This is a genomic window from Pseudonocardia sp. 73-21 (genome assembly GCF_001899645.1).
Taxonomy (GTDB): domain Bacteria; phylum Actinomycetota; class Actinomycetes; order Mycobacteriales; family Pseudonocardiaceae; genus Pseudonocardia.
In genome coordinates, this window is record NZ_MKVV01000061.1 from 1 (window position 1) to 14,512 (window position 14,512).

Below are 14,512 nucleotides of genomic sequence, written 5' to 3' on the forward strand. Positions count from 1 at the left end.
AACGGGTGGCGGAACCGGCGGTCGGCGGGATCGAACAGCTCGCGCACACAGTCGTCGCACACGGCGACGTCGGGGGGAATCGCGGTCGCGGCCCCGTCGGCGGCACGGCTGGGCACGATCGCGAACCCCTCGGCGGCGGCGACCGGTATCTCCTCCCAGCCCACCGACGTGACCTGCGCGAGTGGCGGGGCGTCCGGGGCGAGCCGGCGGGCGAACTCCGCCAACGCCGCGGCCGGGCCCTGCACCTCGACGAAGACGGAGGTCGAGGAGTTGCCGACGAACCCGGACAGCGAGAGCGACGTGGCGAGCCGCCACACGAACGGCCGGAACCCCACCCCCTGCACCACCCCGGTGACGGTGAACCGCCGCCGCCGAACGGCGCTCCCGCCGGACGCGGTGCGACGGGAGCGTCGTTCCTCGGAGAGCGCAGTCACGGCGATCACGGCTCCTCCCGGCCTCGCGCTGGGGAGCAGTAGCCCACTGCTGTGCGTCCGGCGCAACGGATGCAACGAGAGTTGACCTGTCTGGGCTGACGGCGTCGCGCACACAGGGATGCCGGTCCCATAGGTGCACCGGCCACTTACTCCGCCCGGCCGAATGGGTCTAAGAAGTGATCTCCACCACAGTCACGCGGCGAGGGGTCGATCCATGTCCGCACCGGAGGAAGAACCAGTCGTCCACATCCTGTGGATCAACGCGGGTCTGAGTTGCGACGGTGACTCCGTCGCGCTGACCGCGGCCACGCAGCCGAGCATCGAGGAGATCGCCCTCGGGGCGCTGCCGGGGCTGCCGAAAGTGGCCGTGCACTGGCCGCTGATCGACTTCGACAACGGGCCGGTGGGCGGCAACAACGACTTCATCGAGTGGTTCTTCAAGGCCGAACGCGGTGAGCTCGAACCGTTCGTCCTGGTCGTCGAGGGGTCGATCCCGAACGAGAAGATCAAGCCCGAGGGGTACTGGTCGGGCTTCGGCAACAACCCGCAGACCGGCCAGCCGATGACCACGAGCGAGTGGCTGGACCGCCTGGCCCCCAAGGCACTGGCGATCCTCGCGGCCGGCACCTGCGCCACCTACGGCGGCATCCACGCGATGGCCGGCAACCCGACCGGGGCGATGGGGGTGCCGGACTACCTCGGCTGGGACTGGAGGTCCAAGGCCGGGATCCCGATCGTCTGCGTACCGGGCTGTCCGACGCACCCCGACAACCTGTCGGAGACGATCCTCTACCTGCTCTACCAGGCCGCCGGCTCCGCGCCCATGATCCCGCTCGACGACGCGCTGCGCCCCACCTGGCTCTTCGGCCAGACCGTGCACGAGGGATGTGACCGTGGCGGCTACTACGAGCAGGGCCAGTTCGCCACCGAGTACGGGTCCCCGCAGTGCCTCGTCAAGCTCGGCTGCTGGGGCCCGGTCGTCAAGTGCAACGTGCCCAAGCGCGGCTGGATCAACGGCGTCGGCGGCTGCCCGAACGTCGGCGGGATCTGCATCGGGTGCACGATGCCCGGCTTCCCTGACAAGTTCATGCCCTTCATGGACGCGCCGCCCGGGTCGATGGTCTCGGGCGCCACCAGCAAGGCCGTCGGCGGCGTCATCCGGCGCCTGCGCCTGATCACCGAGCGCAAGCTCGACAAGGAACCGGCGTGGCGCCGGAACAGCCGCGAACTGACCACCGGCTACCAGAAGGTCTGGTGAGGACATGACCACGACACAGCCGAAGCTCTCCGACGTGTCCGCGGACAAGTCCGGCCTGACGGAGATGGCCTGGGACCCGATCACCCGCATCGTCGGGAGCCTCGGGATCTACACGAAGATCGATTTCCCACAGAAGAAGGTGGTCGAGTGCCACTCGACCTCGTCGATCTTCCGCGGCTACTCGATCTTCATGAAGGGCAAGGACCCCCGCGACGCGCACTTCATCACCAGCCGCATCTGTGGCATCTGCGGGGACAACCACGCGACGTGCTCGGTCTACAACCAGAACATGGCCTACGGGGTGCGCCCGCCGCACCTCGGCGAGTGGATCATCAACCTCGGCGAGGCCGCGGAGTACATGTTCGACCACAACATCTTCCAGGAGAACCTGGTCGGGGTGGACTACTGCGAGAAGATGATCGCGGAGACCAACCCCGGGGTGCTGGAGCAGGCCAACCGCACGGAGGCCCCGCACGCTGCCGACCACGGTTACAAGACCATCGGCGACATCATGCGGGCGCTCAACCCGTTCAGCGGGGACTTCTACCGCGAGGCGCTGCAGGTCAGCCGCTACACGCGCGAGATGTTCTGCCTGATGGAGGGGCGCCACGTGCACCCGTCCACGCTGTACCCCGGCGGCGTCGGCACGCACGCCACGATCCAGCTGTTCACCGACTACTACACCCGGCTCATGCGCTACGTCGAGTTCATGAAGCGCTGCCTGCCGATGCACGACGACCTCTGGGACTTCATGTACGAGGCGCTGCCCGGCTACGAGGAGGTCGGCCGCCGCCGCGTGCTGCTGGGCTGCTGGGGCGCGTTCAACGACCCGGAGCACTGCGACTTCCAGTACCGGACGATGACCAACTGGGGCCGGAAGATGTTCGTCACCCCGGGTGTCATCGTGGACGGCAGGCTGGTGACCAACGACCTGGTCGAGATCAACCTGGGCATCCGCATCCTGCTGGGCAGCAGCTTCTACCGGGAGTGGAACACCGACCAGGAGGTCTTCGCCACGCACGACCCGCTGGGCAACCCGGTCTCCCGGGACCACCCGTGGAACCAGCACACGATCCCGCAGCCGCAGAAGCGCGACTTCGACGACAAGTACAGCTGGACGATGTCGCCGCGCTGGTTCGACGGCACCGATCACCTCCCTCTCGACACCGGGGGTGGGCCGCTGGCCCGGCTGTGGGCCACGGCGCTGGCCGGCCTGGTCAACTTCGACGAGATCCAGGCCACCGGGCACAGCGTGAAGATCCACCTGCCGCGGACGATCCTGAAGCCCGAGGCGAGCTACGAGTGGCACTGCCCGGTGGACAAGGCGGGCAGGCCGCTGTCCAACGCGATCGAGCGCAACCGCGCACGGACCTACTTCCAGGCCTACGCGGCCGCGTGCGCGCTGCACTTCATCGAGAAGGCGCTCGCCGAGGTCCGCGGCGGCCACACGAAGACGTGGGAGAAGTTCGTCGTCCCGGACGAGTCGATCAGCGTCGGGTTCACCGAGGCCGTGCGCGGCGTGCTGTCCCACCACATGGTGATCCGCGGCGGCAAGATCGCGAACTACCACCCGTACCCGCCGACGCCGTGGAACGGCAGCGTGCGCGACCACTACGGCACGCCGGGCCCCTACGAGGACGCGGTGCAGAACACCCCGATCTTCGAGGAGAGCCGCGGGGACGACTTCAAGGGCATCGACATCATGCGTGCGGTGCGCAGCTTCGACCCCTGCCTGCCGTGCGGGGTGCACATGTACACCGGCTCCGGGAAGCCGCTGCACAAGATGATGTCGCCGGCCATGACCAACACGATCTGACGTGGGACGCACACCGATCGCCGGGCTTCCGCAGGTGCCTGGAGCGGGCCGGGAACGGAGGACGTGATGGCGTCGACGGACCTGGACCCGCAGGGGCTCGCGGAGCGGATCGAGCAGCTGCTCGACGGGATCACCGCCGACGGGGGCCCGGCCCTGGGCCACGCCGCGGAGGAGCTCGTCCGCGTCCTGATGCGGTTCTACGGGGCGGGCCTGGAACAGGTGGTGGCGATCGTCCGCGCCGGGGCCGGCGACACGGTCGTGCACCGGATGGCCGCCGACCCGCTGGTGGCCGGGCTGCTCGCGCTGCACGACCTGCACCCGGTGCCGGTCGGGCAGCGGCTCGGGCACGCGCTGGACGCGGCTCGGCGGAAGCTCGGCCCGCACGGCACCGGGCTCACCCTCGCCGGCATCGACGACGAGGGACAGGTCCACGTCACGGTCGCGGGCGGCGGCTGCGGCATGGACACCGTCAAGGACGTCGTGGCCGCCTCGATCGGCGAGCTGGCGCCGGAGGTCGCAGGGGTCGTCTACGACGCCGCACCGCCGGGCCCCGCGCTGCTGCAGATCGGGGTGCGCCCACCGGAGAGGGTGGGGATGTGACCCTCTCCCCCCTGCGCCGGTTCCTGCTCGACACTTCGGAGCGGGAACCGGCGCAGGAACTCTGCGAACTGTGTGCCACGCCGATCGCCGGGGACCATCCGCACCTCGTCCAGGTCGCGGAGCGCCGGATGCTGTGCGCCTGCGGGCCGTGCGCCTTCCTCTTCGACAACCCGGGCGCCGGCGGCTACCGGCGGGTACCCGACCGGTACCTCACCGATCCCGGCTCCGGGCTCTCCGACGCCCAGTGGGAGGCGCTGCAGATCCCGGTCGGGCTGGCGTTCTTCCTGCACAACTCCGCGCAGGGCACGGTCGTCGCCTGCTACCCGAGCCCCGCCGGCGCCACCGAGAGCGAGCTGGGGCTGGAGTCGTGGACCTCCGGGATCGGGGCGGGCCGCCTCGCCGCGGAGCTCCGGCCGGACGTCGAGGCGCTGCTCGTCCGGCAGGGGCGGGACTGCCTGCTGGTCCCGGTCGACGCCTGCTATCGGCTCGTCGGCCTGGTGCGGACGCACTGGCGCGGTTTCGACGGCGGCGCCGACGCCTGGCGCGAGATCGACCGCTTCTTCGACGCACTGCACGCCGCCGCGCGGGCCCTGCCGTGCTGAGCTTCCGCTGCACCGGCGCCCGGCCCGAGCCCTACGCGGCGGGCCCGTCGCTGCTGCTGGAGCTGCAGATCACCGACGACAGCGGCACCCGGGTGCACTCGGTGGCGCTGCGCACCCAGATCCGGATCGAACCGCGCGGCCGCCCGTACTCCGACGCCGAGCAGGCGAAGCTCGTCGACCTGTTCGGGGAGCCGTCGCGGTGGGGGGCGACGCTCAACCCGTTGCAGCTCGCGACGGTCGGCACCACCGTCACCGGTTTCACGGCCGCGACCACGGTGGAGCTGCCCGTGCCGCTGACCTACGACCTCGACATCGCCGCCACGAAGTACTTCCACGGCCTCGCGGGTGGAGAGGTGCCCCTCCTGCTGCTGTTCTCCGGCACCGTCTACGTGGCCGGGCCGACGGGCGTGCAGCTCGGGCTGCTGTCCTGGAGCGAGGAGGCGAGCTTCCGGCTACCGGTGGCCACGTGGCGCGCGGCGATGGACGAGCACCACCCGGCGTCGGGCTGGATCCGGGTGAGCACGCGCACGCTCGACGCGCTGTCGGCCTACCGGTCCGAGCACGTCATCCCCACCTGGGACGACACGCTGGAGCGGCTCCTGAAGGAGGCGCGGTGACCACCGACGTGCTCGACCAGGTGGCCGCCGTCGCCGACGCCGTGCTGTTCGAGGGCTACCTGCTCTACCCCTACCGCGCGTCGGCCCAGAAGAACCGGCTGCGCTGGCAGTTCGGCGTCCTCACCCCCGACGGCGACGGCACCGAGCCCACCCGCAACCGCACCGAGTGCCTGCTGGAGCCCCGCCCCGGGGCACAGCTGCACATCCGGCTGCGCTGCCTCCAGCTGCAGGCCCGCACGCTGCGGACCGTCGAGGGCGAGGAGGTCCCCGAACTGGTCGTCGACGGCCGCCGCCACCTGGCCTTCGAGGAGGGCTCGGTCCGCCAGGTGGATGCGGTGCTGGCCGTCGACGACCTCCTCACGGGCCACTGCTGCGTGCCGGTCGTCCTCCCGGCGACCACGGAGACCGAGGAGCTGCGCGCCGCGGACGGCACGCCCGCCGGGCTGGTGGTGCGCGGGTGCTGGGCGGTGACGGGGCGGATCGTCGTCTCGCTCACCGACGTCCCGGGGCCCTACCTGGTGCACCGGCTGCGCCTCGACGTCGTCAACGACGGGCGGTGCGCACCCGGGACACCACGCGAGGAGGTGCTGCGCACGTCGCTGATCGCGGCCCACACCCTGATCGCGGCCCGGCCCGGCACGTTCCTCTCGCTCACCGACCCGCCGCAGTGGGCCGCGCCGGCCACCGCGGAGTGCGTCAACGAGCACACGTGGCCGGTGCTCGCCGGCCCCGGCGAGGACCTCGTGCTCTCCTCGCCGATCATCCTGGCCGACCACCCGCAGCTGGCCCCGGAGAGCACGGTCAACCTCTTCGACGGGTTGGAGAACGACGAGATCCTGACCCTGCGCACGATGGTGCTCACCGACGCGGAGAAGGCCGAGGCCCGCGCCACCGACCCGCGGGCCGGGGAGATCATCGACGCCGTCGACGGGCTGCCGCCGGAGATCCTCGAACGGCTGCACGGCGCGATCCGTTCGCTGCGCCCCGCCGGAGCGTCCGGGTCGCCCGCGGACCCGGCCGTCGGCGCCGACAGCCCGGCGGCCGCGCCGCCGGAGCGGGTGCCGTGGTGGGACCCCGGCCGGGACGCCTCGGTCGACCCGGACACCGACACGGTCGCGGTCGGCGGCGTTCCGGTCTCCCGCGGGAGCCACGTGGTGCTGCGACCCGGCCGGGGCGGCGACGCCCAGGACCGCTTCCTCGACGGCATGCGCGCCACCGTGCAGGCCGTGGTGCACGACGTCGACGGGGGTGTGCACGTCGCGGTGTCGGTGGACGGGGACCCGGCCACGGAGCTGCAGCTCGCCCACGGCCGGTTCCGCTACTTCCGGCCCGACGAGCTGCAGGTGGCGCGATGAGGATCCTGGTGGCGGGCGTCGGCAACATCTTCCTGTCCGACGACGGGTTCGGCGTGGCCGTGGTCGACCGGCTCCGTCTCACCGGCGCCGAGGTCGTCGACATCGGGATCCGCGGGATGCACCTGGCCTACCGGCTCCTCGACGGCTACGACGTGCTCGTGCTCGTCGACGCCGTGCGACGCGGGGGCGATCCCGGCACCCTGCACGTCCTCGAACACGACCTCGACGCGCCCGCGGACGACCCGCCGGCGCTGGACGCGCACGGCATGGACCCCGCCTCCGTGCTCACCCTGCTCGACGGGCTGGCCCGCTCGACGGGCGTCGAGCAGCCGGTGGGGCGGGTGCTCGTCGTCGGCTGCGAACCCGCCGTCCTGGACGAGGGCATCGGGCTGAGCCCGCCGGTGGCCGCCGCCGTCGGACCCGCCGTGCGGGCCGTGACCGCACTCGTCGCCGAACTCGAGCTCGTCGAGGAAGGAGCCCGCTCGTGATCCGCAAGCTTCTGGTCCTGCTGGTGCTGGCCCTCGCGGCCACCGCCGCCGTGCTCGCCGTGCGGTCCCGCCACGAGATCGCCCGCTACCGCGCCATGCGGAAGATGTAGGCGGCGGGCATGTGCCTCGGCATCCCGGGCGAGGTGGTCGCGCTGCTGGACGGCGACCTGGCCACCGTCCGCGTCGAGGGTGTGGAGCGCCCGATCAACGTCGGCATGCTCAACGACGGCGAGGCCGTGCCGGGTCGGTGGGTGCTGGTCCACCTGGGCTTCGCGATGTCCGTCGTCGACCGGGACGAGGCCACGGCGTCGCTGGACTTCGTGACGGGCCACGCCGACTGGCACCCGGCGCCGTAGTGCACGAGCTGTCGATCACCCAGAGCGTCGTCGACGCGGTCACCGAGCGGATGTGCGACGCGCGGATCCGGCGGATCCGCCTCGAGGTGGGCCGCTGCTCGGGCCTGGTGCCCGACGCGGTGCGGTTCTGCTTCGAGCTGGTCGCCGCGGGCACGACCTGCGAGGGCGCGGCGCTGGAGATCGACGAGCCGCCGGGCCGGGCCACCTGCCGCGCCTGCGGCGACGGCTTCGACACGGCCGAGGTGCTGCCGCTGTGCGGGTGCGGCAGCGCCGACGTCGCGGTGGAGGGCGGGCGGGAGCTGCGGATCCGAGAGGTGGAGGTGGTCTGAGATGTGCGGTACCTGCGGTTGCGGCCCGGAGGTGACCACGGAGGCGACACGGAGGGTCGCCCTGGAGATCGACCTGCTGGCGAAGAACGACGACCGCGCCGTGGCCAACCGGCGCTGGCTCGCCGACAACGACGTGCTCGCGGTGAACCTGATGAGCTCCCCCGGCTCCGGCAAGACCACGCTGCTGGAGCGCACCATCCGCGACCTCGGCGACCATCTGTCGTGCGCCGTGCTGGAGGGCGACCAGGAGACCCTGCTCGACGCCGAGCGCATCGGGGCCACCGGGGCCCCGGTCGTCCAGATCAACACCGGGGCCGGCTGCCACCTCGACGCGGAGATGGTGGCCGACGGGGTGCGGCGGCTCGCTCCCGAACGAGGCTCGGTGCTGTTCGTGGAGAACGTCGGCAACCTGGTCTGCCCGGCCCTGTTCGACCTCGGCGAGGCCGCCCGCGTCGTGATCATGTCGGTGACCGAGGGAGCCGACAAGCCGCTCAAGTACCCGCACATGTTCCGCACCGCCGACCTGATGCTGGTGAACAAGGTCGACCTGCTGCCCCATGTGGAGTTCGACGTGGCGCACTGCGTCGCCCACGCGCGGCGCGCCCGACCGGACGTCGAGGTGCTCGAGGTCTCCGCCACCCGGGGTGACGGGCTCGGGGCCTGGTACGACTGGTTACGTCACCGCCGGATCACCGGGGCCGGGCGGGGCAGGACCTTCTCGTAGCGGTCGAGGAACAGGTGCAGCACCGCGTGCACGTGTCGCAGGGCCTCGGCCTGCGCGTCCAGGCTGGCCAGCCCGGCGGAGGTCACGTGGTAGGTGCGCCGTGCCGGCCCGACGTCGGAGGTGAGCCACTCCGACCGCACCAGCCCCTGCTTCTCCATGGTCCGCAACGCCCGGTAGACACCGCCGGAGTCGCCGTCGCCGTCGTGCATGGGGCGCAGCCGTGACGCGAGCTCGTAGCCGTGGTCGGCGTGCTCGCCGAGGAGCAGCAGGAGGCACGGTTGCAGGAAGTTGCGCGGTTCGAGCTCGGCCATCTCGGGCCCCCGGGTCGGCGGCATCGGTGGTGCCCCTCCGATGCTGGCACCACGTGACGGATGCCACAAGGTAACGCCGGGCTTCGCGCCACAGTGGACGCAGCCCGGTTCGCCGCGGGCGAGATCGGCATCGTCGGCACGTTCCTCTCAGGTCAGGTGATGACCGGCGCGGGCCAGCACCACCTCCGCCATCAGCAGATCGTGGGCAAAAGTGATCTTGAAGTTGCGCTCGTCCCCGGCGATCCAGCGGATCGGCAGGTCAGGAGCAAAACGTTGCATGCAGGACGCGGTGTCGGTACCCACGAATCCGCAGCGGGCGGCCTCCTCGTAGGCGGCCAGCAGCGGTGCGGCGCGGAAACCCTGTGGCGTCTGGACCGCGACGATCCCCTCCGGTGCCGGACCGTCGAGCGTGGTGCCGTCGGGCGCGGCGGCGGCCAGGTCGTCGCGGGGCAGCCCGGGCACCGCGCCGCCGGACCGCGCCGCCTCCAGCACGCCCGCCGCGAGGGCGCGGCTCATCAGCGGCCGCGCGCCGTCGTGGATGAGCACCGCGTCGACGGCACCGCCCCCGATCCGCGACGCGAGGTGGCGCAGGCCGGCCAGTTCGGACTCCTGCCGCGACGCCCCGCCCGTCACGATCTCGACGCCGTCGTGCTCGACCTCCTGGTCCACGACCCGGTCGACGAGGTCGCGGTCCGCGGCCCGGATCACGAGCACCACCGGCCCGATCTCCCGCATGGCCCCGAAGGTGTTGAGCGACCACGAGATGACCGAGCGGCCGGCGAGCGGCAGGTAGACCTTGTTCAGCTCGCCACCGACACGGGTCCCGCTGCCGCCGGCGAGCACGATGGCCGCCGCTCGTCCGTTGCGCACCTGGCCATTCCACCCGGTGCGTGCCGCGCGCGCCGCCACGGGGTCACCGCGGCGCACGTCACTGCCGGCCGCCGGGTCGTCGCACAGCCGCTGCATGCGGGCGCCATCGCCGCGTCCGGTCGTGGCCGTCGGTGGCGGGTTGGCCGGTCGACCGCCGCGGCCGAGAGGTGCCCGGCGCGGAGGTGGCCCCGACCCCTGAGGAGGTGCGATCGTGGCCACGTGACGCTGGAGCCGGTGCCGGAGCTGTCCGTCCTCGACCTGCCGGCCGGCAGGTCGACCGAGGTCCTGCACGAGCCGGGCGGGCGCGTCGAAGGCACGACCTGTGCCGTGGACCCCGACCCCGACGGGCCGGTGAGCACTTCGCGTCGCCGCGCGGCGGAGCACGGCGCCGACAAGCCGCTCGCGTTCCTCGGACCGGACACCGGGCCGCCCCCGCTCCGACGCGGCACGACCCGTGGCAGCCGGCCCTGCGAACGGCTCGTCGGGATCGTGGGGCCGGCCGGTCGGGTGTGCGGCGAGGCCGCCGGCGACCCGCTGCTGGCCCCGGACGCCGCGCCGGCGCGGGACCGGGTGCGGGAGATGACCCCGTGCTGATCCGCGTCACGCCGGGGGGCCCCTACCTCGTGTCGGGAGGCGTGCCGCTCACCCACGGGTCCGACGTCGTCCCGACCGGCGAGGTCTACACGCTGTGCCGGTGCGGCGGGTCGTCGCGCAAGCCGTTCTGCGACAGCACCCACCGCCGGATCGGGGTCGACGACGACGGCACGGCCGACGGTCCCGGCTGCGACCCGGGCACCGACGCGGGCCCGGGCATCGAGGTGCACGACGCCGGCCCCCTCGCCGTCACCGGCGTGGTCCTGCAGCACGCGGACGGCTCGACCGCGCCGCACGGGCGCTACGCGCTCTGCCGCTGCGGCGCCTCGCGCACGAAGCCGTTCTGCGACGGTGGCCACTGCTCGCCGTGACGTGCGCGGCGCCGGTTCGACGATCACCCGCTCGAGGCGCAGGATGGGAGGCATGACACAGAGGTGGGGTGTGGAGCTCGCGATCGTCGTGCTGTTCGCGGCCGTCCTCGTGTCCACCGTCGTCTTCTTCCGGGCCGGTGAGCCCCGGGTCGGGCCGCGTCCGCGGGTGATGATCACCGGGCTGGTGACGGTGCTCGGCGTGGCCGCGTTCCTGGTCGGGTGGACGGTGTCGGCCCCGCCCGCCGACACGGTGGTGGCCGAGGCCCGGCCGGGCCCACCGCTGCCGACCGTGGTCGTGGTGCCGAGGTCCACGGACGTGCCCACCAGCACCGTCGCCGCTCCGGCCCCGGTCGCCCCGGCGCAGGCGGCGGCCGTCGCGGTCCCGCGGAGGGTGGTCCGCACGACGGCGGTGCGCCCGGCCCCGGTGGTGCGCGCACCAGCCGCCGCCGCACCGGCCGTCCCCCCGGCACCCGTCGTCCCGGCGGCCGTCGTCACCACCCCGGCCGTCCCCGCCCCGACCACCGCCGCGCCCGCCCCGATCGTGGAGGGCACCCCCGCACCGACGAGCGGGCCTGGGCCGACCAGCGACCCGATCCGCACCCGCACGTCGTGGCCCACCCCGACACCGACGGTCACCCCGACACCGAGCGTCACGACCACGCCGGTGGTCACCGGGACGACCAGCGCGAGCGCGACACCGCCGACAAGCACCACCACCTCGGGCTGACCGGACATTCCACGCCCTGACGGTCCGCTGTGCGACGGCCCGTCGACCGATCCGTATCGTGACCATCCATGAGCAGGTGGACCGCTGCGGACATCCCGCGCCAGGACGGACGCACGTTCGTCGTCACGGGCGCGAACAGCGGGCTGGGCCTCGTCACCTGCCGGGAGCTCGCCCGCGCCGGCGCGCACGTCGTGATGGCCTGCCGCGACGTGGCCAAGGGACAGAAGGCCGCCGCGGATCTGACCGGTTCGGTGGAGGTCCGCCCGCTCGACCTCGCCGATCTGGCGTCGGTCCGGGCCTTCGCCGCGGAGCTCGACGGGCCCGTCGACGTCCTGGTCAACAACGCCGGGGTGATGGGGGTGCCGCGCGGCCGCACCGCCGACGGGTTCGAGACGCAGTTCGGCACCAACCACCTGGGCCACTTCGCGCTCACCGGGCTGCTGCTGCCCCGCATCACCGACCGGGTGGTGACGCTGTCCAGCTCGTTGCACCGCCTCGGCCGCATCCACCTCGACGACCTCAACACCGAGCGCCGGCCCTACGAGCGCTGGCTCGCCTACGGCCAGTCCAAACTCGCGAACCTGATGTTCGCCTACGAGCTGCAGCACCGGTTCGTCGCCGCCCGGTCGCTGCTGCGCTCCATGGCCGCCCACCCGGGTTACGCCGCCACCAACCTGCAGTCGCACACCGGCACGTTCCAGGACACGATCCTGGCCGTCGGCAACCGGCTCCTCGCCCAGTCGGCCGACGCCGGCGCGCTCCCCACGCTGTACGCGGCCACCGTCGCCGACCTGCCCGGCGGCACGTTCGTCGGCCCCGACGGCCTCGGCGAGAGCCGCGGCCACCCGCGGCCGGTGGGTTCCACCGGCGCGTCACACGACCCCGCGGTGCAGCGGGCCCTGTGGGCGCGCTCCGAGGAGCTCACGGGCGTGCGCTTCGACCTGGCCGGGACGTCGGCGTGATCGTCACTCCCAGTAGGCTCCCGTCGGTCTCACCGCCGAGTCCTGGATTGCCCTGTTCCCGACCGACGCAGATTCGTGACCGACGCAGGGGAGGTCGACCTCCGTGGACGAGTACGGCGTAGCCGGCCGCCGGCCCGGCGGCCCGCCGCAGCAGCCGTGGCCGCGCCGCGCCGAGCGCGATCCCGGCCCCGCCGTGCCGCGGCGGCCCCGGCGGGCGGAGCCCCGCGCGTGGATCGACGACCCCACCCGTCCGGTGCCGCCGCGCCGGCCGTCGGAGTCGTCCGCGCCGTCCACGCCGTCCACGCCGTCCACGCCGTCCACGCCGTCCGCGCCGCGCGAGCCGCGCCGGGAGCCGCAGCGCCCGGACCCCGCCCGCCGCGGCGCCGAGCCGCGTCGCGCCACCCCTCCCGCAACGGGCCGGGGCCGCACCGACGTGCCCCGCAACCGGCCCCCGCGGGTCGAGCCCCCGACGCGGCCGGTGCCCCGCACACCGGCCCCGGCCGGTGTGGCGGCCGCCACCACCGCCGTACCGATGTCCAAGGCCACCCGGGCCGAGGAACGCCCCACCTCGCCGCCGGTCCCGCGGCGCAGCGTCAACCGCGCCACGCCGCGCGGACGCGCCCGCTCCCCGCGCACGCTCGGCACCGCACTGCTCGCCACCGCCGCGTCCACGATCATCCCGGGATCCGGTCACCTCATGCTGCGCAGGCGGCAGACCGGCGGGCTGATCCTGGCCGTGTTCGTGCTCGCCCTCGCCGCGATCGCGATCTTCGGCCTCACCGCGGGCAAGACCGCGCTGCTCGAGAACGCGCTGTCCACGCGGGTGCTGGTGATCGCGTCGGTCGGGCTGGTCGTGGCCGCACTGGCGTGGATCACCGTCATCGTGCGCACCTACCTGATCGCGCGCCCGCGGGGTCTCGACGTGGGCCGCCAGATCCTCGGCGTCGGCGTCGTCACCGTGCTGTGCCTGGGGATCGCGGCGCCGTTCGGGTTCGCCGCCAACCTCGCCAACTCCCAGCGCAACCTGCTCGACAACCTGTTCACCGGAGGCGGCGGCACGTCCGCGGCCGAGGCCATCGCCAAGCCGCGCCTGAACGTCCTGCTCGTCGGCAGCGACGCGGGACCGGACCGCACCGGCGCCCGCACCGACACGATGATGATGGCCAGCATCGACACGAAGTCCGGTCGGACCACGCTGTTCTCGCTGCCCCGCAACATCGGCTACGCGCAGTTCCCGCCCGGGTCGCCGATGGCCAAGCAGTTCCCCACCGGCTTCCACGACAAGGCCGACCCGCTGTCGGGCAACTACCTGCTCAACGCCGTCTACGCGTGGGGGCTCGACCACCCGACCGAGGCCCCGGACACCCCCACGTCCAACAAGGGCCTCAACCTCCTGCACCAGACCGTCGCCTACATGCTCGGCGTCGACCTCGACTACTACGTCGAGGTCAACATGGCCGGCTTCTCGTCGATCATCGACGCGCTCGGCGGCGTCACCATCGACGTCGGGCCGGTCCCGCTGCCCATCGGCGGCGTGCTGCCCGACGGCCAGCACGTCAAGCCCGACGGCTACGTGCCCGCCGGCGTCCAGCACCTCGACGGCAACCAGGCGCTGTGGTTCGCCCGCTCCCGCCGCGACTCCGACGACTACTCCCGCATGGGCCGCCAGCGCTGCCTGCTGCAGACGATCCTCAAGCAGAAGAGCCCGACCGACGTCCTCACGAACTTCCAGGGCATCGCGGCGGCCACCACCGACAGCGTGGCCACCAACATCCCGCAGGAGGTGCTGCCGCAGCTCGCGAAGCTGGCCGGCGAGCAGTCGGTGGCGCTCGACAGCGTGGCGTTCGACCCGAACCTGCCCGACCCCAACGAGAAGGACGGCAAGTTCAACACCAGCCACGTCGACGTGGACTACATGCGGCAGGTGGTGCAGAACGCCATCACCGCGCCGCCGCCCGCGGCCGCCCCGGTCCCGACGGTCGCACCGACCACCACGCCGAAGGCCACGAAGAGGACCAGCGCGTCGGCGTCGGCGTCGGCGGCCCCGACCAGCGCGGCCCCCGAGTCCCTGGCGGCGAGCTGCGGCTGAAGCCGCTAT

Annotated in this window: 18 protein-coding genes; 15 read left to right on the plus strand and 3 right to left on the minus strand. The window is 73.0% G+C overall.

The features are described 5' to 3' along the window. On the minus strand, nt 1–443 hold a 443-nt coding region (locus tag BGP03_RS19805; protein WP_299736997.1), incomplete at its 3' end, for an acylphosphatase. Nucleotides 444–648: 205 nt separating this feature from the next. On the opposite strand from BGP03_RS19805, the gene BGP03_RS19810 reads away from it, so the two are divergent. The 10 genes from BGP03_RS19810 to hypB all read left to right on the plus strand — a co-directional run bounded on the left by BGP03_RS19810 (nt 649) and on the right by hypB (nt 8,579). Then, nucleotides 649–1,692, plus strand: a complete 1,044-nt coding sequence (locus tag BGP03_RS19810; RefSeq protein WP_298797368.1) for a hydrogenase expression protein HypE — start codon at nt 649–651, stop codon at nt 1,690–1,692. A 4-nt stretch (nt 1,693–1,696) separates the two neighbouring features. Next, a complete protein-coding gene (locus BGP03_RS19815) occupies nt 1,697–3,508 on the plus strand; it encodes a nickel-dependent hydrogenase large subunit (protein ID WP_296373625.1) in 1,812 nt (603 codons plus the stop codon). Nucleotides 3,509–3,574: 66 nt separating this feature from the next. Then, on the plus strand, nt 3,575–4,108 hold the full coding sequence (locus tag BGP03_RS19820) for a NifU family protein (RefSeq protein ID WP_296373627.1): 534 nt from the start codon (nt 3,575–3,577) through the stop codon (nt 4,106–4,108). Then, the gene (locus BGP03_RS19825; RefSeq protein WP_298797369.1) at nt 4,105–4,710 is read left to right on the plus strand and encodes a DUF5947 family protein; all 606 of its coding nucleotides are present in this window, start codon (nt 4,105–4,107) and stop codon (nt 4,708–4,710) included. The genes BGP03_RS19820 and BGP03_RS19825 overlap by 4 nt, the downstream gene beginning before the upstream one ends. Further along, complete coding sequence (locus tag BGP03_RS19830) at nt 4,704–5,327, plus strand: DUF6084 family protein (RefSeq protein WP_296373632.1); 624 nt, start codon at nt 4,704–4,706, stop codon at nt 5,325–5,327. Before BGP03_RS19825 ends, BGP03_RS19830 begins: the two co-directional genes overlap by 7 nt. Beyond that, complete coding sequence (locus BGP03_RS19835) at nt 5,324–6,682, plus strand: hypothetical protein (protein WP_298797370.1); 1,359 nt, start codon at nt 5,324–5,326, stop codon at nt 6,680–6,682. The genes BGP03_RS19830 and BGP03_RS19835 overlap by 4 nt, the downstream gene beginning before the upstream one ends. Then, entirely contained in the window at nt 6,679–7,170 is a 492-nt protein-coding gene (locus BGP03_RS19840) for a hydrogenase maturation protease (protein WP_298797371.1), read from the plus strand. Before BGP03_RS19835 ends, BGP03_RS19840 begins: the two co-directional genes overlap by 4 nt. 119 nt (nt 7,171–7,289) lie before the next feature. Further along, complete coding sequence (locus BGP03_RS19845; protein WP_298797372.1) at nt 7,290–7,526, plus strand: HypC/HybG/HupF family hydrogenase formation chaperone; 237 nt, start codon at nt 7,290–7,292, stop codon at nt 7,524–7,526. Further along, nucleotides 7,526–7,855, plus strand: a complete 330-nt coding sequence (locus tag BGP03_RS19850; protein ID WP_296373639.1) for a hydrogenase maturation nickel metallochaperone HypA — start codon at nt 7,526–7,528, stop codon at nt 7,853–7,855. Before BGP03_RS19845 ends, BGP03_RS19850 begins: the two co-directional genes overlap by 1 nt. 1 nt (nt 7,856) lies before the next feature. Further along, nucleotides 7,857–8,579 (plus strand): hydrogenase nickel incorporation protein HypB, encoded by a 723-nt coding sequence (gene hypB / locus BGP03_RS19855; RefSeq protein ID WP_296373641.1) that lies wholly within the window; start codon nt 7,857–7,859, stop codon nt 8,577–8,579. Here the strand turns inward: hypB and BGP03_RS19860 are convergent. Then, the gene (locus tag BGP03_RS19860) at nt 8,534–8,914 is read right to left on the minus strand and encodes a helix-turn-helix transcriptional regulator (protein WP_296373643.1); all 381 of its coding nucleotides are present in this window, start codon (nt 8,912–8,914) and stop codon (nt 8,534–8,536) included. The genes hypB and BGP03_RS19860 overlap by 46 nt on opposite strands. Nucleotides 8,915–9,037: 123 nt before the next feature. Continuing rightward, nucleotides 9,038–9,856 carry an IspD/TarI family cytidylyltransferase gene (locus tag BGP03_RS19865; protein WP_298797375.1) on the minus strand — a complete coding sequence of 273 codons (819 nt, stop codon included), beginning with the start codon at nt 9,854–9,856 and terminating at the stop codon, nt 9,038–9,040. Between the two features lie 123 nt (nt 9,857–9,979). Here BGP03_RS19865 and BGP03_RS19870 point away from each other — a divergent pair, with 123 nt between their 5' ends. From BGP03_RS19870 to BGP03_RS19890, 5 genes are all read left to right on the plus strand, one after another. Then, entirely contained in the window at nt 9,980–10,354 is a 375-nt protein-coding gene (locus tag BGP03_RS19870; protein ID WP_298797377.1) for a hypothetical protein, read from the plus strand. Further along, complete coding sequence (locus BGP03_RS19875) at nt 10,348–10,725, plus strand: CDGSH iron-sulfur domain-containing protein (RefSeq protein WP_298797379.1); 378 nt, start codon at nt 10,348–10,350, stop codon at nt 10,723–10,725. Before BGP03_RS19870 ends, BGP03_RS19875 begins: the two co-directional genes overlap by 7 nt. Before the next feature lie 52 nt (nt 10,726–10,777). Further along, nucleotides 10,778–11,452, plus strand: coding sequence for a hypothetical protein (locus tag BGP03_RS19880; RefSeq protein WP_296373652.1), 675 nt, complete (start codon nt 10,778–10,780; stop codon nt 11,450–11,452). Between the two features lie 68 nt (nt 11,453–11,520). Next, entirely contained in the window at nt 11,521–12,414 is an 894-nt protein-coding gene (locus BGP03_RS19885; protein WP_296373654.1) for an oxidoreductase, read from the plus strand. Between the two features lie 103 nt (nt 12,415–12,517). Next, nucleotides 12,518–14,503, plus strand: coding sequence for an LCP family protein (locus BGP03_RS19890; RefSeq protein ID WP_298797382.1), 1,986 nt, complete (start codon nt 12,518–12,520; stop codon nt 14,501–14,503). Nucleotides 14,504–14,512 lie beyond the last annotated feature (9 nt).

Bases quoted from the DNA above. Each gene is read 5' to 3' on its own strand.
- hypB (WP_296373641.1), top strand. From the start codon at position 7,857: ATGTGCGGTACCTGCGGTTGCGGCCCGGAGGTGACCACGGAGGCGACA.
- BGP03_RS19880 (WP_296373652.1), top strand. From the start codon at position 10,778: ATGACACAGAGGTGGGGTGTGGAGCTCGCGATCGTCGTGCTGTTCGCG.
- BGP03_RS19845 (WP_298797372.1), top strand. From the start codon at position 7,290: ATGTGCCTCGGCATCCCGGGCGAGGTGGTCGCGCTGCTGGACGGCGAC.
- BGP03_RS19810 (WP_298797368.1), top strand. From the start codon at position 649: ATGTCCGCACCGGAGGAAGAACCAGTCGTCCACATCCTGTGGATCAAC.
- BGP03_RS19840 (WP_298797371.1), top strand. From the start codon at position 6,679: ATGAGGATCCTGGTGGCGGGCGTCGGCAACATCTTCCTGTCCGACGAC.
- BGP03_RS19860 (WP_296373643.1), bottom strand. From the start codon at position 8,914: ATGCCGCCGACCCGGGGGCCCGAGATGGCCGAGCTCGAACCGCGCAAC.
- BGP03_RS19820 (WP_296373627.1), top strand. From the start codon at position 3,575: ATGGCGTCGACGGACCTGGACCCGCAGGGGCTCGCGGAGCGGATCGAG.
- BGP03_RS19815 (WP_296373625.1), top strand. From the start codon at position 1,697: ATGACCACGACACAGCCGAAGCTCTCCGACGTGTCCGCGGACAAGTCC.
- BGP03_RS19885 (WP_296373654.1), top strand. From the start codon at position 11,521: ATGAGCAGGTGGACCGCTGCGGACATCCCGCGCCAGGACGGACGCACG.
- BGP03_RS19865 (WP_298797375.1), bottom strand. From the start codon at position 9,856: ATGCAGCGGCTGTGCGACGACCCGGCGGCCGGCAGTGACGTGCGCCGC.